Annotated in this window: 24 protein-coding genes; 3 read left to right on the top strand and 21 right to left on the bottom strand. The window is 45.8% G+C overall.

The annotated features are described in order from the left end of the window. From pheA to nrfH, 18 genes are all read right to left on the bottom strand, one after another. Entirely contained in the window at window positions 1-1077 is a 1077-nt protein-coding gene (gene pheA / locus ACTTJF_RS01735) for a prephenate dehydratase (RefSeq protein ID WP_442550489.1), read from the bottom strand. A 9-nt stretch (window positions 1078-1086) separates the two neighbouring features. Then, window positions 1087-2328, bottom strand: a complete 1242-nt coding sequence (gene lysA / locus ACTTJF_RS01730) for a diaminopimelate decarboxylase (protein WP_442550488.1) — start codon at window positions 2326-2328, stop codon at window positions 1087-1089. A 55-nt stretch (window positions 2329-2383) separates the two neighbouring features. After that, window positions 2384-3445: an LptF/LptG family permease gene (locus tag ACTTJF_RS01725; RefSeq protein WP_442550487.1), complete on the bottom strand. Its 1062-nt coding sequence runs from the start codon at window positions 3443-3445 to the stop codon at window positions 2384-2386. Window positions 3446-3776: 331 nt separating this feature from the next. After that, window positions 3777-4337: an aminoacyl-tRNA hydrolase gene (gene pth / locus ACTTJF_RS01720; RefSeq protein ID WP_002947280.1), complete on the bottom strand. Its 561-nt coding sequence runs from the start codon at window positions 4335-4337 to the stop codon at window positions 3777-3779. A gap of 8 nt (window positions 4338-4345) precedes the next feature. After that, entirely contained in the window at window positions 4346-4882 is a 537-nt protein-coding gene (locus ACTTJF_RS01715) for a 50S ribosomal protein L25/general stress protein Ctc (RefSeq protein ID WP_442550486.1), read from the bottom strand. Window positions 4883-4940: 58 nt separating this feature from the next. Beyond that, the gene (locus tag ACTTJF_RS01710; protein WP_442550485.1) at window positions 4941-7304 is read right to left on the bottom strand and encodes a type IV pilus twitching motility protein PilT; all 2364 of its coding nucleotides are present in this window, start codon (window positions 7302-7304) and stop codon (window positions 4941-4943) included. A gap of 13 nt (window positions 7305-7317) precedes the next feature. After that, window positions 7318-8313, bottom strand: coding sequence for a transaldolase (locus tag ACTTJF_RS01705; RefSeq protein WP_442550484.1), 996 nt, complete (start codon window positions 8311-8313; stop codon window positions 7318-7320). Between the two features lie 13 nt (window positions 8314-8326). Continuing rightward, window positions 8327-8950 (bottom strand): phosphoserine phosphatase SerB, encoded by a 624-nt coding sequence (serB, locus tag ACTTJF_RS01700; protein WP_442550483.1) that lies wholly within the window; start codon window positions 8948-8950, stop codon window positions 8327-8329. Between the two features lie 8 nt (window positions 8951-8958). Next, a complete protein-coding gene (locus tag ACTTJF_RS01695; protein WP_122863207.1) occupies window positions 8959-9456 on the bottom strand; it encodes a chemotaxis protein CheW in 498 nt (165 codons plus the stop codon). Between the two features lie 3 nt (window positions 9457-9459). Further along, window positions 9460-11820, bottom strand: a complete 2361-nt coding sequence (locus tag ACTTJF_RS01690; RefSeq protein WP_442550482.1) for a hybrid sensor histidine kinase/response regulator — start codon at window positions 11818-11820, stop codon at window positions 9460-9462. A gap of 10 nt (window positions 11821-11830) precedes the next feature. Continuing rightward, window positions 11831-12772, bottom strand: coding sequence for a chemotaxis protein (locus tag ACTTJF_RS01685; protein WP_314071321.1), 942 nt, complete (start codon window positions 12770-12772; stop codon window positions 11831-11833). Window position 12773: 1 nt separating this feature from the next. After that, window positions 12774-13514 carry a UDP-2,3-diacylglucosamine diphosphatase gene (locus tag ACTTJF_RS01680; protein WP_442550481.1) on the bottom strand — a complete coding sequence of 247 codons (741 nt, stop codon included), beginning with the start codon at window positions 13512-13514 and terminating at the stop codon, window positions 12774-12776. Further along, entirely contained in the window at window positions 13507-13665 is a 159-nt protein-coding gene (locus ACTTJF_RS01675) for a hypothetical protein (protein WP_442550480.1), read from the bottom strand. The genes ACTTJF_RS01680 and ACTTJF_RS01675 overlap by 8 nt, the downstream gene beginning before the upstream one ends. A 5-nt stretch (window positions 13666-13670) precedes the next feature. Continuing rightward, window positions 13671-14153: a transcription elongation factor GreA gene (gene greA / locus ACTTJF_RS01670; RefSeq protein WP_122868651.1), complete on the bottom strand. Its 483-nt coding sequence runs from the start codon at window positions 14151-14153 to the stop codon at window positions 13671-13673. A gap of 3 nt (window positions 14154-14156) precedes the next feature. Next, entirely contained in the window at window positions 14157-15188 is a 1032-nt protein-coding gene (lpxB, locus tag ACTTJF_RS01665) for a lipid-A-disaccharide synthase (RefSeq protein WP_442550479.1), read from the bottom strand. Then, the gene (locus ACTTJF_RS01660) at window positions 15185-15631 is read right to left on the bottom strand and encodes a lysozyme inhibitor LprI family protein (protein WP_442550478.1); all 447 of its coding nucleotides are present in this window, start codon (window positions 15629-15631) and stop codon (window positions 15185-15187) included. Before ACTTJF_RS01660 ends, lpxB begins: the two co-directional genes overlap by 4 nt. Before the next feature lie 152 nt (window positions 15632-15783). Next, window positions 15784-17490: an ammonia-forming cytochrome c nitrite reductase subunit c552 gene (locus ACTTJF_RS01655; protein WP_442550477.1), complete on the bottom strand. Its 1707-nt coding sequence runs from the start codon at window positions 17488-17490 to the stop codon at window positions 15784-15786. 19 nt (window positions 17491-17509) lie between these two features. Beyond that, window positions 17510-18031: a cytochrome c nitrite reductase small subunit gene (gene nrfH / locus ACTTJF_RS01650; RefSeq protein WP_442550476.1), complete on the bottom strand. Its 522-nt coding sequence runs from the start codon at window positions 18029-18031 to the stop codon at window positions 17510-17512. 392 nt (window positions 18032-18423) lie between these two features. Between nrfH and surE the strand changes: the two genes are divergently transcribed. Both surE and ACTTJF_RS01640 read left to right on the top strand, forming a co-directional pair. Beyond that, a complete protein-coding gene (surE, locus tag ACTTJF_RS01645; protein WP_442550475.1) occupies window positions 18424-19206 on the top strand; it encodes a 5'/3'-nucleotidase SurE in 783 nt (260 codons plus the stop codon). Beyond that, window positions 19203-19865 (top strand): tRNA threonylcarbamoyladenosine dehydratase, encoded by a 663-nt coding sequence (locus tag ACTTJF_RS01640; protein WP_442550474.1) that lies wholly within the window; start codon window positions 19203-19205, stop codon window positions 19863-19865. The genes surE and ACTTJF_RS01640 overlap by 4 nt, the downstream gene beginning before the upstream one ends. 16 nt (window positions 19866-19881) lie before the next feature. Here the strand turns inward: ACTTJF_RS01640 and ACTTJF_RS01635 are convergent, their stop codons facing one another. Beyond that, complete coding sequence (locus ACTTJF_RS01635; protein WP_442550473.1) at window positions 19882-20304, bottom strand: Sua5/YciO/YrdC/YwlC family protein; 423 nt, start codon at window positions 20302-20304, stop codon at window positions 19882-19884. A 13-nt stretch (window positions 20305-20317) separates the two neighbouring features. Continuing rightward, window positions 20318-21217, bottom strand: coding sequence for a DMT family transporter (locus tag ACTTJF_RS01630; protein WP_442550472.1), 900 nt, complete (start codon window positions 21215-21217; stop codon window positions 20318-20320). Window positions 21218-21365: 148 nt separating this feature from the next. On the opposite strand from ACTTJF_RS01630, the gene ACTTJF_RS01625 reads away from it, so the two are divergent. Then, window positions 21366-22025: a hypothetical protein gene (locus ACTTJF_RS01625; RefSeq protein ID WP_442550471.1), complete on the top strand. Its 660-nt coding sequence runs from the start codon at window positions 21366-21368 to the stop codon at window positions 22023-22025. A gap of 88 nt (window positions 22026-22113) precedes the next feature. On the opposite strand, the gene ACTTJF_RS01620 is transcribed toward ACTTJF_RS01625, so the two are convergent. Further along, window positions 22114-22746, bottom strand: coding sequence for a hypothetical protein (locus tag ACTTJF_RS01620; protein WP_442550470.1), 633 nt, complete (start codon window positions 22744-22746; stop codon window positions 22114-22116). Window positions 22747-22878 lie beyond the last annotated feature (132 nt).

Raw genomic sequence — 22878 nt, 5'->3', positions numbered from 1 at the left:
TCATTCCTCCCACGCGACGTAGCTTCCCAGCCATGCGATCTCATGGCCGTAGCTTATCGCTTTTTGTATCGCTTTTTGGACGTTGTCGTCGTCGATGTGCCCCTCGAAATCTATATAAAAATTCGCTTTAAATTCGCGCTGTTTTATCGGGCGGCTCTCTAGTTTGGTTATGTTTATACCCTCGTCTCTAAAGGCTAGTAGCAGCTCCACGAGCCCGCCCGGACGGTGCTCGGTCTTTGCTAAGATGGATGTTTTATTTTTTTGCGCTCGCTCGTTTTTAAAATCGCTTAATATAAAAAATCTCGTACGGTTTGCGGCGTTGTCCTCGATCGTCTCAAACAAGATCGGCACGCCGTAAAGCTTGGCTGCGATCTTAGAGCAGATGGCGGCCGAATTTGGCTCGCTGCTAGCTAGCTGCGCGGCCTGCGCGGTCGATTTTGCCGGGATAAACTCGACTGATGAAAGCATGTGATCGTCTAAAAATTTGCGGCACTGATTGTAGCCTTGCGGGTGCGAGTAGATGCGTTTAATGTCTTTTAAATTTTCGCATTTGCTCGCAAAAATGTGGTGAATATCCATGTAAATTTCGGCTACGACCTTGACGCTATCAAACCGTCCGAGGCAGTCTAGCGTCGCGCCTACCGCGCCTTCGGTGTTATTTTCTATCGGAACGACGCCGTATTTGGCCTCTTTGTGCTTTAGTTTCGTAAAAACCGCCTCGATGCTAGCTAGCGGCAGATACGCGCTCATCGCGCCGAAACGACTCTCCGCGGCTTGGTGCGTGTAGGTGCCCTCAGGCCCTAGATAGGCGACCTTTTCGGGCATCTCAAGGTTTCTACTGACGGCGAAAATCTCAAGATAGATCGCCTCGATCGCGGCCTTGTTTAAAAAGGCGGAGTCTTGCCCCTCGAGGCGGTTTAGGATCGCTCTTTCGCGCTCGGGGCGGTAGATCGCGCTGCCGCTGGTTTGCTTTAACTCGCCGATCTTTCGCACGAAATTCATGCGTTCATTTAGGCGCTTTAGCACCTCGTCGTCGATCTTATCTATCTCGCTTCTAAGGTCGTTTATGTTTTGCATTTTCGCTCCCTAGTCTAGAAATTCGCGCTCCAGCGCCACTACGTCCTCAAAACTCTCGCGGCGCCTAATCAAAAAGTCCTCGCCGCCTTTTACCGCAACCTCTGCGGCACGTCCGCGAGTGTTGTAGTTGCTGCTCATCGCAAAGCCGTATGCGCCCGCTGATTTGATGACGACGAGATCGCCTGGGTTTAGAGGCGGTAAATTTCGGTCTTTTGCGAGGAAATCGCCGCTCTCGCAGATCGGCCCGACCACGTCGCAAGGGGCAAATTTGAGCTCGCGAAGCTGCTCTTTTTTGCACTCGCAAAGAGTCTTGCTGCCGCTAAGAGCAAAAATTTTATGCCTAGCTTGATAAAGACTCGGTCGGATAAGGTCGTTCATCGCGCCGTCCACGACGACAAAGCGCTTTTCTTTATTAAATTTCTCGTAAATCACGCTGGTTAGAAAATATCCCGCATTGCCGACGATAAAGCGTCCCGGCTCGCAAACTACCGTGACGTCCAGGCCGCTTAAATTTGCCAAGATACCCTGCGCGTATTCGTATAGATCAGGCTCGCTTTCATCGCCGTAAACGATACCTATGCCGCCGCCGACGTCAAAAAATTTGATGTCGATTTGCGCGGCTTTTAGCTCTCTAGTCAAATTTGCCACGATCTTTGCCGCTTCGATAACGGGCTTGATATCGGTTATCTGCGAGCCGATGTGACTGTGGATACCGACCGGTTCTAGATGAGGCGAATTTTTGGCGTGAAGGTACATTTTTTTTGCCGTTTGCAGATCTACGCCGAATTTATTTTCATTTAGTCCAGTCGAGATATAGGGGTGAGTCTTAGCGTCGATGTCTGGATTTACGCGAATACTGATGCGAGCGGACTTGCCGAGCTGCTTTGCGATAGCCTCTAGGCGGTTCATCTCAGCTTCGCTTTCTAAATTTATCATCAAGATTTCATTTTCTAAAGCAAATTTGAGCTCGTCGTCGCGCTTGCCCACGCCGCTTAGGATTATCTGATAGCTTTTAGCCCCCGCTAGTAGCGCGCGCCTAACTTCGCCTACGCTTACGCAGTCAAATCCGGCTCCAAGCCCGGCTAAAAATTTCAAAACGCTTAAATTTGAGTTTGCCTTAACGGCGTAGCATACGAGAGATTTTCTTGCGTGAAACGCGTTTTTTAGCGCTTCATAGCGGTGTGCCATGTAGTCAAAATCGTAAACGTAAAGAGGGGTGCCGTATTTTTGCGCTAAATTCGTAAAATCCATAACCGACCTTGTTTAAAAATAGTTAGATTTTACAGAAATTTTGCCTAAATCTCTCTTAACGACTCCCAAAACGCAGATAAAAAGCGTAAGCACCGAGTAAAATAATCGGTAAAAGCACGCCGACCTCGGGCGAGACGACGCCGTTTCTAGCAAATCTCATCATCACAAAAAGCGCACCCCAGACGCAAAGCGAGGCGATCGTGAAGATAAAGCTTTTTAAGGCGAGATTAAAAAATCGTCCGGTAATCGGCAAAAAATAGTAAATAATGAGCACCATAAACGGCGCAAAAAAAGGCGCAAAAGTGAGGTTATAAAGCGTAGTTTTGGTCGAATTTAGCCCGATACCTTCGTCTTTAAACGCCAAAATATAATCCACCGCATCGGGAATCGTGATCGCCGAGCTCTCCGCCGACGCGCTTTCTATGGTTTTTGGTTTAAAATTTTCAAGCGTTTTTAGCTCGCTTGGCGTTTTGATATCAAGTCCCTTTTCGCCAAGCTTAATATTTTGCGGCAAATTTACGATTTTAGCGTTTTTTAAAAGCCACGCATCGTCTATAAACTTCCCGCTTTCGCCGAAGGTAGCGCTGCGCAAGTTGCTGCTGTCTATGTCAAATATCCGCACGTCTTTTGCCTCGCCGCTAATAGGATTTAGGCTGTCCATGTAGACAAATTTGCCTTCGAATTTTAAGAAAATATCCGAGCTCGTGCGCGATAAATTCGAGAGTTTGACGATATTTCGCCCATACTCGTAAGCGTAGGCAAATGGCGTGAAATTTAGCCCGACGTAAATGAGCGTGATGGCAAGCGCGATATAAAAAGGCGGTTTTATCAGGCGATTTTTATCGATACCCAGCGCATAAAAACTAACCAGCTCGTTACTGCGGATCATGCTAAATTTGCTAGTTATAAGCGCAAAAATGAGCGCGAGCGGTAGGACGTAGTTTACCGCCGTGAGCGAGGTGAGGCCGAAGTAAAGCAGCTTTAGGTTCGCGCTTGCGGGCATGTCTTTTAGGTTGGTTAGGATGTCGATGCCGACGTAAAAAAGCGTGAGCGCGATGAATAAAATCACGAAATATTTAAAATAAAGCCAGCCGACGTAACGCGCGTAAAGATTCATTTATGGCCTTTTAAATCAAATTTTGCGTACGCGAGACGGCGGACAAGAGTGACACTTTTAAAAATACCAAATTTAAACAGCTCTGTTTTTTGCATTAAATTTAATAAAAATGCGGCTCTGGATAAAAGACAAGCCTGCGAAAAAACAGCATTTTTCGTAAATTTTATAAATTTGATAGTAAAATTTTTAAGTAAATTTATAAAATTTGCTGTAAAGAGAATTTGGTGTACGGTTTTAAATTTTGACTTTAAATTTAACCGATTTTTTAGCGCTTTAAAAAGCCGCAAAATTTGAGAAACCGCAAAAGTCGCAAATACCAAATTTAACCCTCTCACAAAATACCTTTTTTGGTTGAGAATTTTTGCGAAACGGCGTCGATATCAGTTTTTATAAGCTCATTTAGCGCGTTTTCACAGTAGTCCAAAATTTTTTCCAATCCCTCTTTTTCCTCTGCGTTAAATTCGCCAAGTACGTGGCCGGTTACCGCACTTTCGCCTTTATGCGCGCTTCTACCGATACCGATACGCACGCGCTCGTAGTCTGCACCCATTAACGCGTCGATTGATTTTAGCCCGTTATGCCCGCCGTTTCCGCCGCCCTTTTTAAATTTAACAACGCCGAAATTTAAATCAAGATCGTCGTGAATAACGATAACGCGCTCAGGTTTGTAAAAATCGACAACGGCTTTTACGCTTCGTCCGCTTAGGTTCATAAAGGTTGTCGGTTTTAAAAGAAGTAAATTTTGAATTTTAAATAGCTCGCCTTGAAATTTGGTCGAGCTTACATCTGTAAAATTTGAGTTTTTGAGTCTATCTATCAGCATAAAGCCGACATTGTGTCTTGTTTTGGAGTACTCGGGACCGGGATTCCCCAGTCCGACTATGAGTATCAAGGCTAGCCTTATTTAGCTTTTATTACGCCTAGAACCGCTACGCGGTCAGCATCGATCATAGTAACGCCCGCAGGAACGGTTATATCGCGCACTAGGACAGTGTCGTCTATATCAAGACCGCTAACGTCTATGTCAAATGAATTCGGCAAATTTTCAGCCGTGCATTTTACGGCTAAGCGCCTTTTTGAGATGATCAAAACGCCTTTATTTTTTAGACCGACCGGAGCTCCGTAAGGTTTAACCGGGATCATGTATTTTGAGACGACGCCTGGAAGCGCAACCTTTAAATCAACGTGTTTTAGCGCGTTTGTCACAGGGTCTTTTTGATATTCGACTACTACGACTTTTAAGGTTTTTCCGCCTACTTTTACGTCAAACGCAAGGCTCTCTTTTTTGCGAACCTCTTTTATAAAATCGTTGATTTTAAAAGCGGCTTGCACATTCTCTAATCCCTTGCCGTAAATGTTGGCGATTAGATAACCATCTCTTCTCAAGGCTTTTGACGCCTTTTTACCGATACTCTCTCTAACGATACCTTCTAACATCGTTTTCCTTTCTTGAAAAATAGAAGCCGATAATACCCAAATTTATATAAATTTCGCCTTACTTGATATCTTTAAGCGCGATAACGTCGCTTTGAAATTCTTTTAAAAGCGCAGCATCTTCTTCGATAGAAGCAAGCATAGCTCGCTTTTTAGCAAGATCGGCGCTCTTGATTTTAATATCAAGGTTTTCTCTTCTACCCGCACTCTTTAGAGCCTCTTCTTTTGTAATAATTCCCGAAGTATACATATCAAGCAGATGCTGCTCGAAAGTCTGCATCTGATAGGTGTTTCTACTCTGCTCTATTGCATCGTAAATTTCGCTATCTCTATCCTCTAGGATCATATCCCTTATTCTTATGTTTTTTATCATTATTTCGCAAGCGACGCGGCGTTTATTTCCCGTAGTTACGACTAGACGCTGAGATATGATAGCCTCCGCAACCGAAGCAAAGGTCATCCTAATGCGGTTTTGCTCCTCTTTAGGGAACATGTTTATGACGCGACCGATAGTTTCTTTAGCATCAAGCGTGTGTAGCGTGGCAAGTACCAAGTGGCCGGTTTCTGCTGCATTTATCGCGGTTCTAACAGTCTCTAGGTCCCTCATCTCGCCTACGAATATAACATCCGGGTCTTCGCGCAAAGATGCTCTTAACGCGTCGGCAAAACTATCGACGTCTTGGCCGATACCGCGCTGATTTATTACGCTTTTATCGTCGCTGTATATAAACTCGATCGGATCTTCGATAGTGACGATATGGTAGTTTTTCGTGTGATTTAGGTGATTTATCATACTAGCTAACGTCGTCGTTTTACCGCTACCGGTAGGTCCCGTTACTAGGACGATACCTCTATTTACTTTATTGCAAAGCTTTTCAATAACCGGCGGCAATAAAAGCTCCGACATCGTAGGAATTTTCGTCGGAATCGTTCTAAATACGAAAGATACGCCGTCCATCTGCAAAAAGACGTTAGAGCGGAAACGGTAGTCGTCGTTTAATTTATATGTAAAATCCACGCTCTTTTTTTTCATAAGATTGTAATAATTTGCCCCTAAAATTTCCTTGGCAAGAATTACAGAACTGTCATAATCTAAAATTTGATCACCCATCGTGAATATCTCGCCGTTAAACCTACCGCGAATTGCTTTATTAGATTTTACGTGCAGGTCGCTACCGCCAAGCTCGATAAGTTTTGTTAGATACCCATCCAGTATAACCTTCATTTCGGCTTTTTTTTCGTTCTCTTCGTCGCTCTGCGGCACCGTGGTTCTAATCGGCGTCCCGAAAGTTTCATCTTCCATACCGATGCCAAGTTCGGCTAAAAGCGCAGCCCTATCTCTACGCCTAACGGGTCTTGCTTCCGGCTCTTTTGCCGTATTTGCTCGGCTTTCTTGCGTATCGCCTATAGTTTGCACCTGGTCCACCCCTTTACTAGTTTCTTCTTGCGTTTGTGTCAAATTTAACTCTGAAATTTGCTCCTCAAGCACGCTTGAATCCGCATACTCATCAATCTTTAGAAAACCTTTATCCTCTAACTCTTTGCTTTGCGGCACATCCCAAAAATCAGCGTTTAAATTTGACTGCGCTTTATCGGAATTTATCTCATTTTTAACGATATCGAATTCGTTTTTGATAGAGTCAAATTTACTCTCAAGATTCTCGTCTTCCTCAGTATCAAATTTATCCTGATCGCTTTGGCTTGCGCAAAATTTATCTGTGGCTTCTTCTTCATCACCATCAAGCTCTACTGAAGCAAATTCATCCCTTAAAAAGTCTAAAAGCTGATCTTTTTCGTTAGAAATCTGCTTCATTACTACCGTTTCTTGCAAACGCTCAAAACAAGAAACGTCCGATTTTTCGCCGTCTTGGTCAAATTCACTTATTTCTTGCGTATCTTTTTCTATTTGCGGCTCTTTCCATGCCACAAAAATAGCCTCTTCGTCGTTTTCGTCTTCTTGCGCAGGCATCTCGTCTAGCGCGTCTATTTCATTTAGAGCCTCGTTGATAGCTTGTAAATTTTCGCTTAGCTCTTGCCTTTTTGATTCGAGCTCGGTAGACTCGCTAAATGCATCAAATTTATCAATCTTACCCGGCTCTTCTTGCTCCTCGTCTTTTGCAAGCTCGTCGTCAATTGGCTTTAGCTTTGGCAAATCATCAAACCCGCCGATCTCTTCAAATTTAGACTCCGGTTGCGCCGCAGCCTCTTCGCGCACGGCGTCGTCCGCTTTTAGCGGCACCACCCCTTGCTCTTCGTGCGATCTTTTATTCCTGCCATGTTCTATTTCGCTTTTTAAAATACTTGCGTTGAGCTTAATAATACTCTCTAGGACATCGTCTTGGCTATCAAATTTAATGCTAGAACCGATGGGCTCGTAGTCTTTAACGTCCTCTTCGTTCACAGAAGTAAATCTTAAAGGCTTCATGGCTGCTTCCTAGTTATTTTAGTGCTTTCATTATATCTTCAAATGCCGTCACGAACTGCTTTAAACCGTCGTTTAGCAAGTCTTTGTAAACCTTTTCCATGTCTATGTCGGCTCTTTTTACTACGCCAAAAAATTTCTCTATACTGTCATCGCTAACTGCGGTTTTAGGTTCGTTTTTGCCCGCGATAAATGCTTTGATAGTATCAAGCGGAGCCGTATTTACCGCATTTTGATACATGAGCTCTTTTACGTAATAATCCTTTGCCAGCTCATCGCCCTTTACGCCCGTACTAGCAAAAAGCGCGCGCGTCGTCGGCAAGCTTTTATTTTCTATGATTTTATAAATTTTAGTCGCGTTCATGATGCCGATTTGGCCCGTCGGTAGCGAGTTTTCGCGCATTTTTTCATCTAGCAAGCGATCAAATCTGCTAACAAAAATGCTAATCACGCTTTTTGGCAGTGGCGTTAGCGGAAATTTCTTCTCATAAGCCTTCACGCCCTCTTCAAAAGCCTCCAAACACGCTACGGCTTGCTCCGGCGAGAAAATCAGCGTCGCATTTACCGCGATACCGCGCGCGCTTAGTGCGCTCATCGCTTCAAAGCCTGCTTTTGTCGCAGGGATTTTGATCATGACGTTTGGCATGCCGATCTCCGCGTGCAGCCTAGCGCCCTCGTCCACCGTAGCTGCGGCGTTATCGCAAAAGCTAGGATCGACCTCGATGCTAACAAACCCGTCGTCGCCGTTTGCATAATGCCTCAAAAGCTTGGTCGCGGCTATCTTGATATCTTGCACCGCGAGCGCCTCGTAAAGCGCCTTTGGATATTTTTTGCCCATTTGGCCCATGACGTCTTTGTAGGAGTCCGACAAAAACGCGGCTTTAAAGATGGATGGATTTGAGGTAACGCCGTTAATAGCGCCTATTTGAAGTAAATTTTCAAACTCGTCTTGCAAAAAGTCGCGCTCGATAAAGTCACACCACAGTGAAAAATTTATATCGTTATTAAACATTTTTCTCGCCTTTTTATATCAAATTTATGATCTCGCGCAAATCTTTTTTATCCACGCAACAAGTTGCCGCTTGCCTTAAAATTTGCTTCGCGCAAAACGCGATTTTCAAATTTGAATGCTCAAACATGGATAGGTCGTTGGCGCCGTCGCCCACGCTCATCGTCTGCTCTTTTGAGATACCGAGCATTTTTTGCAAATTTACAAGCATCGCGCCCTTTGAAAAGCCAAACATCATCTCGCCGCCCACGAGTCCGGTTAAGACGCCGTCTTTGTGGTGCAGGATGTTTGCAAAGCTAGCGTCAAATTTGAGCTTCTCTTGCGCTCTATCGGTGCCCGAGTGAAATCCCCCGCTAAAAACTACGACCTTGACGCCTTTACTTTTTAGATGGGTGATTAGCTCGGCAGCTCCTGGCATTAGCGGCAAATTTGAGCAAATTTCATCTACTTTAGCGAGCTCAAGCCCCTTTAAAAGCGATACGCGGCGCGTCAAGCTCTCGAAAAAATCAAGCTCGCCCGCCATCGCTTTTGCCGTTATTTCGCTAACTTCATCGCCAACGCCCTTTGCCGCGGCTAGAAAATCTATCGTTTCGCCGTCCATCAGAGTCGAATCAAAATCAAATACGCAAAGCTTTATCAAATTTGACCCTAAAAATCGCGTTTTAGCAATGTTTCGACTTTTAAAATCGTAAGGATATTGTTATCTCTTTTGCCGATACCGTAAATCATGCCTTTGTCTTTTAAAAGCGTTTCAGGCGGCGGATCGATCCTGTTTTGCTGTATCCTGATGGCTTCCGTTAGCCTATCGATCACAAATCCCGCGACGTTATCGCCCTCTTTCATCACGATATACCTCGTGCTTGGGCTAGGTTTTGCGGCATTTAGAGAAAATTTCTTTCTCAAGTCGATTAGCGGGATGACGCTACCGCGCAGGTTAAACACGCCTAAAACATAGTCCGGCACGCTAGGCACGCGAGTGTATTCGATCGGCTTAATGATCTCTTGGATATTTAAAATAGGTATCGCATACTCCTCGTCGCCCACGATAAAACCGACTAGCTGGACGATCTCCTCGCGCTCTTTTTCGCTCGGATCCATCACCTGACTTTTTTGTTTTTTTAGAACCTGATTTAATTTGTCGTTCATGTTCTATCCTATTAGTTTGATATTTTTTCTAACTACGTTTTCAAGGTAATCCGACGAATACGGCTTGGTGATGTACTCGGTCATTCCTACCTCCACGCCCCTTAGCCTGTCGGTCTTTGAGGTCCTTGAAGTTACCGCTATGAGCGGCAAATTTCTATATTTTGAATACTTTCTGATTTCAGCTGCCAGCGTATAGCCGTCCATTCTCGGCATCTCTATATCTATCAGCATCGCATCAAGCGCGTGTTCGCCCGATTTTACTATAGCTAGAGCCTCGACGCCGTTAGTAGCCTCTATAACCGTTACGCCAAGAGGGGCTAGCGATTTTTGCATTATAGTTCTATCCATCTTCGAGTCGTCGACGATTAACACCTTATAATCGCTCGGTTTTTCTTTGACGCTCTTTGAGGCTTCCATACTGGCTTTTATGTCTACTTTTATATCTTTTGCCATCTCCATCATCATACCCACGTCGATGATTAGAGTTACACGACCATCGCCTCTTATCGTGGCGCCTGCGATTCCCGGGATGTTTTGGAGATAATCGCCCATTGATTTTATGACGATCTCTTCTTGTCCTACGAGGCTATCTACGATGATGCCAAGCTTCGCCTCCGCTACGCCGATAACGACCACATAGGTCTGATCTCCGCCATCAAAGACCTGTTTGACGCCGAAGATATCTGAGAGCTTAACTAGCGATAGCACTTCGTCGCGTAGTCTGAGTACGTTTTTGCCGTCGATCGTATAGATATCGTCGATCGGTACGCGCACGGTCTCTAAGACGCTTGCTAGAGGGATAGCGAAAAATTCCTCCTGAGCTCCGACTAAAAGCGACTGTATGATCGCTAGCGTGAGCGGGATCTTTAGCTTCATCGTCGTACCCTTGCCCACTTCGCTTTCGATATCGATTATACCGTTTAGCTTTTCGATATTGGTTTTTACGACGTCCATTCCCACGCCGCGGCCGCTTACGTTAGTTACCTTCGCCGCAGTCGAAAATCCAGGTTTAAATATAAGTCCAAACGCCTCTTTATCGCTCATCGCATCGGCCTCGCGCTCGGTGATGATGCCTTTTTCTATTGATCTAGATTTTAGCATATCGGCATCTAGTCCCTTACCGTCGTCGGTGATCTCGACTACGATATGATTGCCTTCGTTGTAGGCTTTTAGCTGGATGGTGCCTTTTTCCGGTTTACCCGCGGCCAGTCTTGTCGCGCCGTCTTCGATACCGTGGTCGCACGAGTTTCTTATCATATGCACGAGCGGATCGCCGATTTGCTCGACGATAGATTTATCAAGCTCCGTCTCCTCACCAGTAATCTCAAGGTCGATTTGCTTATTTAGCTCGCGGCTTAGATCGCGGATCATGCGAGGGAATTTATTAAACACCTTCGCGATAGGCAGCATCCTCGTTTTCATAACGGCTAGCTGGATGTCGGTAGTCACTAGGCTTAGGCTAGATACTACTTGATTTAGCTCCTCAAGGAATTTTTCGCCCTCGTACCTCTCCTCGACGTCGTCGTAAATTTTGAGTAATCTGTTTTTGCCAAGCACCAGCTCGCCGATCAAATTCATCAGGTGATCTAGGCGCTTAACCTCGACGCGTATAGTCTGCTCGTCCGCGTTAGCTCCGCTTGATGGAGCGGGAACTTTTTTATCCTCTTTTTTATCGGCAGGCTTTGCGGGAGCTGCTTTTGGAGCAGGAGCCGAATTTGACGGCGCAGGAGCTTGCGGCGCAGCCGGTGCGGCAGGCTTTGGCGCTTCGCCTCCGGCCGCTTTTTGAGCGCGTCTTGCTTGATCCTCAGCCTTTCTTACTTTTAGTAGCCTTTCTATCTCGGCTTCGACTTCGTCGTCGCTTAAATTTGATAAATTTTCATCGCTAACGGGTTCTGGCTCGGGCTCTATCGGCGCCTCCACTACAGGCTCAGGCGCTGCAGGAACAGGCTCGCTAGCGGCAGCGCTCGGGGCTTCGCCTTCGGATATCGCGGTTAGTCTTTTACATATATCTTCTATCTCGATGCCTACGTCCGTATCGTTGCCGCTATCTCTGATGCCGTGTAGTAGCCCTTTCATCATATCCACTGACTCTAGCACCACATCCATGATATCGGGAGTTATCTTTAGTTCGCCGCGGCGGGCTTTGTTTAGTACGTCCTCCATGTGGTGAGTGAGCCTAGTAAGGATGTCGAAATTTAAAAAGCTAGATGATCCTTTAACCGTATGAGCGACGCGGAAAATTCTATTTAAAAGCTCTAAATCTTCGGGATTTGACTCAAGTTCTATGAGGTCATGGTCTATTTGTTCTACCAGTTCGAAGGCTTCAACTAGGAAGTCTTCCATTATTTCTTTCATATCATCCATGATTTCCCCCTTATTTCTTGTTCGCTTCGATCACGCGAAGCACCTCGTTGTAAAATAGCGTCGCGTCAAATTTGGTTAGATACGCGGCGGCTCCAGCCTCTTTGCTTTGAGCTTCGGTGTAGTCTTTGCTCAAAGAAGAGTTAAATATAATAGGAATTCCCGTATATCTTGGATCATCTTTTATCGTCGATGCGAAGCGGTATCCGTCCATCTGCGGCATCTCGATATCGCTTAAAATCACCTTTAGATGGCTATCAAGCTTATCGCCGTACATCTCGTAAAGATCTTGCATTCTATCAAGCCCCTCTATGCCGTCTTTTGCTTCAACCACTTTTAGCCCCATTTTCTCAAGCGTATCTTTGACGAGCTTTCTAGCCGTCGAGCTATCGTCTAGCACGAGCGCTAGACCATTTAAAAGCTTGTTTTGATCGATCTCTACTTCTATTTTCGGGCTATATATGCCAAGCTCTTCAACGACGCTTTCAAGATCAAGTATGAGCAAGACCTCGTCGTTTTCGATGCGGGTTACGCCCGTGATCTTACCTTTATCTAGCGTTCCTGCATTTGAGGCGAAAGTCGCCGCCTCGATATCCGCCCAGCTTATGCGCCTGATGCGTTTTGCCTCATGGACGATAAAACCTATCAAAATCTCGCTAAATTCGGCGATGATGACGCGAGGCTTGATTGCCGAGTCTTTAGGCTCGTTTATCTGCATCCATTTAGCTAAATTTATAACGGGTATAACTACGCCGCGCAGGTCAAAAATCCCCTCGATATACTCGGGTACTCCGGGAAGCTCGGTCAAATTCGGCATCTTGATGATCTCGCGCACCTTAGAGACGTTGACGCCGTATATGCCCTCATATACCTTGTCTCCCGCCTGCTTAAAGATACGAAAATCAACAAGCTCCATCTCGTTTGAACCGGTTTTTAATGTGCCGTTGTTAAGCATTCTAAACCTTTACGCTCTTTCGAGCAAACTTAATATTTTGGCCGTATTCTACTACAAAATAGCTTTGCTCGCATGCAAAAGATGGAACATTTATATATTTTTGTTTACCTATCGTGTACTGTTCGCCTTGGTGATAGTGCCCCTCGATAACGACGTCAGCCTCGTAAAATACGTTATATCGGCGCATTTTCGCCTCGGCTAAATTCTTAAAATTCGGTATTTTATAATCTAAAATTTTTCGTTTAAGCTTGTTTAAAATTCGTTTCGAGAGCCTAAAATTTAAAAATTTATCGAAAAAATTCATCGTTTTTAAAAAAACTTTGACACGCAAAAACCTCAAAGCGTATTTTGCAACAAAAGGCAAAAATATATCTCCATGCGCGATAAGCACGCTCTGTCCGCACTCAGTGGCAAATTTAACCGGCTGGGCGCCGATAGGATAGGCTTTGACGTTTTTAAAAAGCCTTGCTAGGTTAAAATCGTGATTTCCCTCGAAATAATAAATTTCCATTTTCTCGCCCAGCTCGTCGATCACGCGGACGTATCGCTCGTAAAATTTGACGAAAAACTCGCACTCGCTAGCCAAAAAATCAAACATATCGCCCATCAAAAACAGCTGCGGCGTCTTTATCTCGCCGCTTTTTAACGCGCACAAAAAATGCCAGAAATTTTCGCGATTTTCGTTTTCGTGCGAGTCGGCGATAAAGATCGCGCCGCTTTTTATGACGATTTGCTCAGGCATCAAATTTTACTTTTTGTAGCGCCGAATTAGCGTCTAGTGGTTTTAAATTTAGCGAGCCGAATTTGAAAAACTCGGCAAACGCCGTAGTTAAATTTAAATGCTCAAATTTAGCTGCCCAGCGCATAAATTTAACGGTTTTAAACGCGGTCATCGGCTTTAAAATTTGATCGGTTTATAGCTAACGGATACGATCTCGACGTCGCTTCTGCCGTTTGGCAAATTTAGCGCGACCTCGTCGCCCTCGCTCTTGCCGATTAGCTGTTTGGCTAGAGGCGAGTTTATCGAGATGAGACCGCGCTCTAGGTTGCTCTCCGGCGTGCCCACTAGCGTGTAGGTTTTTTCTAGCTCGGTTTCTACGTCCATGATGACGACCGTGGAGCCGAATTTTACCTTATCGTGCTCGTATTCTGCGGGGTCGATTACCTTGGCGCGGCTTACTATGTCGCTAAGCTCCGCTATACGGCTCTCGATAAACGCCTGCTTTTCGCGCGCGGCGTGGTATTCGGCGTTTTCTTTTAGGTCGCCGTGACTGCGCGCGATGTCGATCTCCTCAACGATATTGGGGCGCTCGACGGTTTTTAGGTTCTTTAGTTCGTTCGTGATTTTTTCATATCCGAAAAGCGTCATCGGTTCGGTCATTTTTTATCCTTTATTCGTTATGATTTGCGCTACGCTAGCCGCAGAGCCGTGTTTTAGGTATTTTCGCAGCTTCTCGCAGCCTTTGATAAATTTCTCTTTATCGCAGCTCTCGTAGGCTTTTATTAGATTGCCGGGTGTTACTTCCTCTTGCAGTAGCTCCTCATGTAGCGCCGCTTCGCCCATAAAATCAAACATTATATTTGCAAGCCCGATGTGGCGTAGCTTCACAAACATCCGCGCGATCATTATGTCGATTGCTTTAGCTTTATAAGCTAGCACGAACGGCGTGCCCACGAGCGCGGCCTGCAGCGTCGCGGTGCCCGAGCAGATGAAGGCAAACTCGCTTTGCAAAAGCGCGCGCGGCGCATCCGTAACCACGCTAAAGTCGCTAACGTCGCCGTAAATTTGCATTTCGTTTGCCAAAAAAGGCGGCACGACGAGTAGTTTTTCTTTGTCCTTTATGCGGCTCGCTACTTCGCGAAAAATCGGCATCAAGCGCGAAATTTCGGCGCGGCGGGATCCGGGCATAAAAGCGATCTTGCCGCTTTGCAAAAGCTCGTTTTTTCGCACTCGCAGCTCGTCAAGCAGCGGGTGTCCGACGTAGCGCGAGCGGTTGTAGTACATCCCGTCAAACGGCAAAATCGAAGCCAAATGATCGCAGTAGGCCTCAACCTTCGCCACGCGTCCGGCCTTCCACGCCCACACTTGCGGCAAGATGTAGTAGGTCACGGGCGTTTTGATGCCTACTTCTTTGATTGCTTTAGCCAGCGGAAGGTTAAAGGCGGGACTATCGATAAGTAGCACGGCGTCGCACTCTGCGGCAAGGCGAGTCATCTCTTTTATCGCGCGTTTTGCCTTAAAATAAAGCGGCAAAACCTCCACGAAGCCCATCGCGGAAAACTCCGAGCTTCGCATAAAAGGCTCGCCGAATTTTTCGTCAAAAATGCCCTTTAGTTCGCACTTTGGCAGATGCTCTAAAACCTGCTCGAAGTGCAAATTTGCAGAGGCCTCTAAACAAGAGACGAGTAGCTTCACTGATTGCCCTCAAAGTCCTCGGCTAAGTTTGCAAGCTCTCTGGCGCGCTCCTTAGTCATCTGAAGGTAACAATCAGCAGCCGTTACGGCATAAAGCGTACCCATAGGCGGCACAAACGGGCACTTGGCCTCTTTATAGGCCACCCATTTACGCTGGATGTCTTTTAGTTTCTTTTTATTTTCGTCGTTTAGTACGCTCATGGCTTTTTTGTAATTTTGGTTTAGTAGTTTATCTTGGATAGCAAATTCGGCGTCTATGCACTGAATCATGCCTGCAGTCGAGCTATCTTTTTGCATGCACTCATCTACGCGCGCTTGCGATTCATCGTATTCCTCTTCTGCGCTTTGCTCAAAATTCGACGACGGTTTTGCCTTGATCGCAAGATCCTGCGCGCCGAAAACCAGACTAGCCGCAAGAGCAGCAAAAATAAATTTTTTAAGCATATTTTCTCCTTTAAATTTGATGAAGATTATCGCCTAAAACGGCTAAATAAACAATAAAATTTAAATTTATAAGTAAAATTCGGATTTTGAAATTTGAAGGATAAATGCGTAAATTTAAAAACCCAAAGCCCGCAGGCCTTGGGTTTTGGGGTTTATTTAAAATTTAGGTTCTTAACGTCTTCGTCGGCTTTTTTCATAGCTTCGGTAGGCGCTACGCCGATAGGATATTTATGTCCTAAAGAAGCAGGCGCAGGAACCGGAGTAGCCTCTTGAGTTAGCTTGATGCTGATGCCGTAAGGCGCAAGCTCGTTAACTAGCTCGATTTGTCCTTGGCGAGCAAATTCTTTACATTGTCCGAGGATTCTAGCCGCCTCTTCGTCTCCGTGGAAGCCGTAGCTGTTTTCGCTAAATGCGAAGTCCCAGCGGATATGGGTTTTGCGGTGTAAGTAAAGAGTCTTTTCAAGAGCCTTACTGATAGCTTCTTTTCTCTCTTTTTCATCGGCGATCGAAGCAAATTTCTCATGCTTAGCCAGCTCGGCTCTAGCCGTTTTTACGTCTTGGATCAAAGAAAGTAGCGCATTTTCGCAGTTTCTTAGCTCGTAAGCGTGGCGATTTTGTACGAATGAAATTCTATCTTTTAGCACTTGTTCGCTTTGCGGGTGGCAAGTTTTGCAGGCCGCGTTTATATCGGCAAGCGGAGTTAAAATTTCATGCTCGGTGATCTTTTGAGCTCCGGCGCGTTTATACGGCATGTGGCAGTCTGCGCACGTTACACCGCTTCTTCCGTGGATACCGGTTGAGCTTAGCTCAGCCTCTGAGTGCTGCATCTTGATGATTTTAGCGCCGGTATCTTTGTGGATGTAGTCAAATTTAAATCCATCCTCTTTGGCTAACTGATCGTCGTAATACTGGTCGAAATTTTCGATCTTAAACGGCTGATCTTTTTTCCAGAAAGTCCAAGGGAAAGTTAGGGTTTGGTCTTTACCGAAATAATACTCGACGTGGCACTGCATACAAACATAGTTTCTCATCTCCGCTCTAGTAGCTTTTATGCCGCTTTTAGCGTCAGCTTCGTAGCCGCGTCCTACCATCGCGTTTACAAATCCCGGTCTTGTTACCCTTAGGCTCATATCGTCCGGGTGGTGGCAGTCCGCACAGGTGCTGCCTAGATGCGATCCGTGGATACTCTCGCCGTGTTTAGCCGCGATTTTTTTCATGACGTCAAAATACGGAATAGAGTTCATCTTCGTCCATGCTGCTTTTCTCTTTTCGCCCTCTTCTTTAGGCATTACGTCAAAGAAAGGCATAGGCAAGCTAGCTGCCGGAGTCGGATCCTCGGTTAGTTTGTAGTCTGGATCTAGCTGAAGCGCGGTTAGATAGCCGGTGTGGCAGTTTACGCAAGCGCCCGGTTGGCCTTTAAACGCTGGAAGTCCGTGAGAGTTTAAAAACTCTTTGTCGTTTCTTTTGGTCTCGATCTGATCTATCTGGGTATAGTAGTGGGTTCGCGGTTTGCTGTAATCCACGCCAAACGCATAGCCGTTCCAAAACACCGTAGCCGCAGGCCAGCGAATAATCTTGCTATAAGGTAAATCGCCACCGAAAGCCGTTTCTACAAATTCGCTTCCTTTTGGATTTGCGTCGCTTTTATGCTCCATTTTTTTGTAAGCATCGAGCTGATTTGGGAAATTTGCGCCCCATTTTTCAAAATCAGGCTCAAGTTCGCTTACTTTATTGAGCATTAGCGGATACATCTTTTCTTCGGCTTTTTTAGCGCCGATATCCGTAAAAAGCGCGAACATAGCCGCACCGAGTACGACAGCCACTAAGAAAGTAGCTACATACAACACTTTGTTTTTCATTTTATCCTCCTGTTAAATTTTAAAAGTTATGCGCATGTCCCGCTTCGCGGTGGCAAGATACACATCTTAAAGGCTCGTTAGAGTTGTCTTGATGCTCTTTGAGATTTTTATCAAACGGTTTTGCCACTCCTATGGCGCGCGGATCGATAACGTTTGAGACGTACTCTTTATGGCAGTCCATGCAGTTTTCCTGAACGACTCTTTTTGTTTTTTCGTTTGCGGTAAATGCATAAGGATTATCTTTAAAAGTAACGGCATACGCGTGTCCTAGGCCGCTTTGAGCCTTCATGATCCAATATCCTATAAAATCATGCGGCAAATGGCAGTCGTTACAGGTCGCAACGTTTTGGTGTCCGCCTCTTGACCAGCTTTCGTAGACTTGATTCATCACGTGACAATTTTTACAGGCTGCGGGATCCGGACTAAAGTATGAAAATCCCTTGGCATAGTAAAAAGTGTATAGTCCGTGACCGATAACCACTCCAAACGATAGCAACAAAAGAATGACCCAGATGGATGCTTTTTTCTTCGTGTTTTCCATGACGGGCTTTCTAACCTCCATTATAAATTTAAATAAAACTTAACTTTATTTATAAGCCGGTATTCTATTATTAGTTCGCTTAAATTCTCATTTATTTTCCTAATATAATTAAAATTAAATCTAAAGCTTATTTTTATACTGTGTAAATATAACAATAGTTGTTATCAATTTATTATGATTGATTTCAATCTATTTCGGTATTATATAATATAATATATTTACTATCTTAAATTTGAATAAAATTTAAAAACTAAAATATAAAGTAAACAATATCCAACATAGCCCAAAACTTTAAATTTAAATAATAAAAGCTGTGCTAAAATCATTTCTTTAAAAATTTGAAAGCTATGCGCTCGTCAAATTTGAGTTAATCGTGATAAAAAGGAATAAATTTGAAAGAAATTTTAATCACAAACGACGACGGGTTCGAGGCTAGCGGCTTGCACGCTTTAGCTAGCGCGCTGCGCGAACTACCGGACACGCGCGTCACGATAGTAGCCCCAAGCAGCGAAAAATCGGCTTGCGCGCACTCTCTTACGCTAACTAGGCCTCTTCGTTTCATCAAGCTCGACGACGATTTTTACAAACTCGACGACGCTACGCCCGCTGATTGCGTCTATCTCGCGCTTCACGCGCTTTATAAAAGGCCGCCCAATCTAGTCGTGAGCGGCATAAACCACGGCGCCAACGTAGGCGAGGACATCACCTACTCGGGCACGTGCGGAGCGGCTATGGAGGGCGTTTTGCAGGGCGTGCCTAGCATCGCGTTTTCGCAGTTTTATAAAAACGACAGCATCGAAAAACTAGGCTTTTCTCTTGCGCAACAAGCCGTCAAATTTATCGTTCCGCGCGTACTAAACGGTGAAATTTCCCTACCGCCGCGTCAGTTTTTAAACGTAAATATCCCCGCCGTCTCCGTCCGCGAATTTAGAGGCTACCGCATAGTTCCCGCAGGCAGACGCAGCTACGCCACGCACGCCATGCTCCACCGCAACCCGCGCGGCGTCGAGTACTACTGGCTCGGACAGCCGTCAAATTTAGACTACGAACAAAACGGCGAGTCCGACATCAGCGTGCTTAGCGAGAGTTTCGCCTCGCTCACTCCGATCATGCTCGATATGACCGCGCACGCGAGCTTGCAAGGCTTAAAAACCGCGCTAAAGGATCAAATTTGAGCGAGGAAATTTTGGATCAAAACGACCGATTTACGAGATCTCGCTGGCTGTTCGGCGATGATTTTAAGAAGCTTCAAAACGCAAACGTACTAATCTGCGGCGTGGGCGGCGTGGGCGGAGTCTGTGCGGACGCACTAGCTCGCTCAGGCGTGGGTCAAATCACCGTTATAGACAAAGATATTTTTGATATAACCAATCAAAACCGTCAAATTTACAGCGAAGCAGTCGGCGCCGTTAAAGTCGGCGAATTTGCCGCACGATACGAGTGCGTAACGGCGCTACAAGAGCTGATGACGCCCAAATTTATCGCAAATTTCGACTTTTCACCCTTTGATCTCGTGATCGACGCTATCGACGACGTTCCGGCTAAGATCGCGCTCGCACTAAAAACGCACGAAAAGCTCATCAGTTCGATGGGCGGGGCAAAGCGCGTAGATCCGACGCAGATCAAGGTCGCCTCCATCTGGCAGACTTGCAACGACCCGTTTGCCAAAAAAATACGCACCGAACTTAAAAAAGCGGGCTTTAAAGGTAAATTTGACGTCGTGTTTTCGACCGAGCTGCCAAGGTGCGTGAAGCTGGGCAGTTTTATGGGCGTAACGGCGTGTTTTGGGTTAAATTTGGCGGCTTTAGCGGTAAAGAAAATTATTAACGGCTAGATGCGGCCTAGACAAACTACCTCAGCCGTTTTAGGCGCGTTTTTGAAATTTTATATATTTTCGAGCTTGCGTTTTGGCTGAAATTTTGATCCACGACCTGATCCGCCGCCGCTTTCGCCCAGGCTTCGTCGAAGTTTTGTCCGTTTAAATTTGCGCTGCTGGAGTAGAGCCAGTCAAATTGCCTCAAAAACTCCTCGTGAGCGCACTCTTTTACGACGCGCACGGCTCTAGTGTTCGGATACAAAAACGTCGTTTTCCTCGCACGGCGCACTAAATTTTTAAATTTAGCGGGCACACGAGCGAGATTTTTTAGCTCGCCAAATTTAGCTGTGGTTATGAGACATGGTTTGTCAAGAGGGCGGCGTTTTAGCGCGTTTATCTCGCGAAAATCCTTACTCAAAAATCCAGCCGTCGTATCGGTCTGCGCCAAATAGATCATCTCTCCTCCAAATTTACGCCTTTTTCCTATCTTTAGCCAGCAAAAATATGCACGAGATAATGAGCGTAAAGCCCGCAAAATCAAGAAACACGAACTCCGTCCCCAGCCAAAAATAGGCAAACGCCGCCGCGCTAACGGGCTCGATGCACGCGATCATGCTCGCCCTGCTCGCACCTATTATCTTTAGCCCCGTCATGTAAAAGCTAAACGCGCATATCGTGCCCAAAATCACCACTGCAGCAAGCGCCGCAAAGCCGTCCGCGTCGCTCACGCCGCCTAGTTGCCAAACCCGCGTATAAAGCGCGAGCGCGCCGCCGCCGATCGCCATGCCCCAGCCTAAATTTAACGGGACGGGGTATTTTTGATTTAGCTTCGTGGGGATGAGGCTATAAATCACGACACCAAGCGCGCTAATGAGACACCAAACCAGCGCCTCCGCGCTGATAACGAGCGATCCCAGATCGCCGTGGGTGGCGAGCAGCACGACACCCAGCACCGCCAAAATGAGCGCGATAAGCTCGACCTTTTTAGGCGCGCGCCGCTCTAAAAAGCAAACGACGGCGAGGATGAGCGCGGGTGCGGAGTACTGGATCACGGTCGCGACGGCGGCGTTTGAGAGCTCGATGCTGTAAAAATACGCATACTGCGTCATCATGAGCCCAAATACGGCATAGATGAGCAGCTGCGGCAAAAGCGCGCGATCTTTTAGCGGTGCGAGGGCCGCGCGCGGCGAACGCGCTAAATAGTACGCCACCATCGCAAGCCCGGCAAGGCTCAAACGGTATGGCACGAGCCAGTCGGCGCTGACGCCTTTTTGCGTGAACAGATACTGCCCGCAAACGCCACTAAAGCCCCATAATACGCCGCCAAGAAGCGTGATGAAAACGCCAAAAAATTCGCTCTGAGATCTCATTTGCCGCCTTAAATTTAAAGCCAAAGTATATAAGCTTATGCTTAAGCTGGGGTTAAATTTGAGCGAGAGCTGGCGAGGCAAAGCTAAATTCGATTAAACAAAGTTAAACGACAAAAACTATAAAATTTAAAAACAAAAAGGAGAAAATTTGAGCGAAACGACTTTTGCGATTGTATTTTTCTGCGCTTGCGTGCTGTTTTTATCGGCGGTCGGATACTTTGCTTTCGGCGTTTTGGCGAAATTTTATGCTTTTATCAAATTTGCCGCGCGCCTTTGCTTGCAGGACCCTAAATTTAGCCTAGCCATGTTCGCGCCCGCGTGCATTTTATCACTTTATATCGCGCTGGTTTCGCAAAATATCATTTTTGATTTTACTTGGGGTGCGTCGGCAAATGTTTTCGGCGGGCTAGCTTCCGGGTTGCTTTTAGATGCGCTACTTTTTGGATTTTCGCTGATTGCAAGGCTAGAGGAACGGTATTTTTACGTTTTTTCGTTTCGCTTGGCGCTTTTGGAGCTACTTTGCGGGCTTATTACGGCGATAATTTCAAGGGATATTTTTAGCATTTACGTCCCGTGCGCACAGATTTTGCTCGTATTTTGCATATGTTTTGACTTTTTGTGCCTGAGCGCGGCGAAAGCAAACGCAAAGCTGCTAGATGATTTGAGCGCAAAAAATGATTTAAGCGAGTCCGAAAAACTTGCCAAAGAGGCGCTAGAGCGGCTCGCAAACTCGTACGACAAAGAGGAAACGCTGCTACAAGCAAACCTTATCCGCATGAAAATGAAGCAAATACGCCGCACGGCTTAAATTTATGGTTTTAGCCGTTTAAATTTAGCGTTTCTCGCATTAAAGCGGTCAAATTTGACTTTATTTCAAACAAACTTTACCGCCTAGCCTAGCGACGCCCGAAAAACGTAGCCGTTTGGCGAGCCCTAAGCAAAATGAACGCCCGCAGCTGCCTACAAATCTGCATAATAAGATACGCCGACATCATCACGCAAAAATTCGCAATACCAAAGCCGATCATATCATAGTAAAAAAATAGCTCAAATCTTATCTGCATCGTAAACTCTCGCGTCAGGCGATAAGTGTGCCATATCCTATAGCCGGAGAAAAGATCACCAAGCGGCCCGCCAAAGACTAAAAAGCATACGATAAGCGCAAATAAAATAATATCTTGCGAAAGCGCTTGGGCGTTGCTTTTGTTTCCTTTGAGTCTATCGGTAATGCCGCTAACTGCGCCGCAAAGCCCCGCAAGCACCAAACAAACTAGCATAAAAAAGCATAAATAACTAAGATGAAACGCCGCTACGTCGCCAAAGGTGGTTTTGGTCTGCGCCGCGTTTATAGCAGGATAAAAATCCGCCATAAACGTCGTAAATTCTCTAAAAACCGCGTGAGCGGACAAGACGTCTTCGGGTACGGCTAATAAGCTCAAAGCAGCCAAAGCATAAGCGATCAGGCTAATAAAAAAGGCGATTTTAAGCTTCCTTGCGGTTAATCTTAATCTTGCTTTTAGTCTTATCATTTCATTGCTTTATATTTTTGATCGCAAACTACGCAAGCGGGAATCTAAAGAGTTTTTAATCCCGTGCGCCATGCGGTAAGATTTTGAAATTTCAGAGTCTATGGTAGCGCTCGGCCAAATTTAGAATTCAAA

It is taken from the genome of Campylobacter sp. (genome assembly GCF_052170435.1).
In the GTDB taxonomy this organism is placed as follows: Bacteria; Campylobacterota; Campylobacteria; order Campylobacterales; family Campylobacteraceae; genus Campylobacter_A.
This window is presented reverse-complemented; position numbering and strand designations above follow the sequence as displayed.

Excerpts from the sequence above, each read along its gene's own strand:
- pheA (WP_442550489.1), bottom strand. The coding sequence starts at position 1,077 with ATGCAAAACATAAACGACCTTAGAAGCGAGATAGATAAGATCGACGAC.
- lysA (WP_442550488.1), bottom strand. The coding sequence starts at position 2,328 with ATGGATTTTACGAATTTAGCGCAAAAATACGGCACCCCTCTTTACGTT.
- ACTTJF_RS01725 (WP_442550487.1), bottom strand. The coding sequence starts at position 3,445 with ATGAATCTTTACGCGCGTTACGTCGGCTGGCTTTATTTTAAATATTTC.
- ACTTJF_RS01715 (WP_442550486.1), bottom strand. The coding sequence starts at position 4,882 with ATGTTAGAAGGTATCGTTAGAGAGAGTATCGGTAAAAAGGCGTCAAAA.
- ACTTJF_RS01710 (WP_442550485.1), bottom strand. The coding sequence starts at position 7,304 with ATGAAGCCTTTAAGATTTACTTCTGTGAACGAAGAGGACGTTAAAGAC.
- ACTTJF_RS01705 (WP_442550484.1), bottom strand. The coding sequence starts at position 8,313 with ATGTTTAATAACGATATAAATTTTTCACTGTGGTGTGACTTTATCGAG.
- ACTTJF_RS01695 (WP_122863207.1), bottom strand. The coding sequence starts at position 9,456 with ATGAACGACAAATTAAATCAGGTTCTAAAAAAACAAAAAAGTCAGGTG.
- ACTTJF_RS01690 (WP_442550482.1), bottom strand. The coding sequence starts at position 11,820 with ATGGATGATATGAAAGAAATAATGGAAGACTTCCTAGTTGAAGCCTTC.
- ACTTJF_RS01685 (WP_314071321.1), bottom strand. The coding sequence starts at position 12,772 with ATGCTTAACAACGGCACATTAAAAACCGGTTCAAACGAGATGGAGCTT.
- ACTTJF_RS01680 (WP_442550481.1), bottom strand. The coding sequence starts at position 13,514 with ATGCCTGAGCAAATCGTCATAAAAAGCGGCGCGATCTTTATCGCCGAC.
- ACTTJF_RS01675 (WP_442550480.1), bottom strand. The coding sequence starts at position 13,665 with ATGACCGCGTTTAAAACCGTTAAATTTATGCGCTGGGCAGCTAAATTT.
- greA (WP_122868651.1), bottom strand. The coding sequence starts at position 14,153 with ATGACCGAACCGATGACGCTTTTCGGATATGAAAAAATCACGAACGAA.
- ACTTJF_RS01660 (WP_442550478.1), bottom strand. The coding sequence starts at position 15,631 with ATGCTTAAAAAATTTATTTTTGCTGCTCTTGCGGCTAGTCTGGTTTTC.
- ACTTJF_RS01655 (WP_442550477.1), bottom strand. The coding sequence starts at position 17,490 with ATGAAAAACAAAGTGTTGTATGTAGCTACTTTCTTAGTGGCTGTCGTA.
- nrfH (WP_442550476.1), bottom strand. The coding sequence starts at position 18,031 with ATGGAAAACACGAAGAAAAAAGCATCCATCTGGGTCATTCTTTTGTTG.
- ACTTJF_RS01635 (WP_442550473.1), bottom strand. The coding sequence starts at position 20,304 with ATGATCTATTTGGCGCAGACCGATACGACGGCTGGATTTTTGAGTAAG.
- ACTTJF_RS01630 (WP_442550472.1), bottom strand. The coding sequence starts at position 21,217 with ATGAGATCTCAGAGCGAATTTTTTGGCGTTTTCATCACGCTTCTTGGC.
- ACTTJF_RS01620 (WP_442550470.1), bottom strand. The coding sequence starts at position 22,746 with ATGATAAGACTAAAAGCAAGATTAAGATTAACCGCAAGGAAGCTTAAA.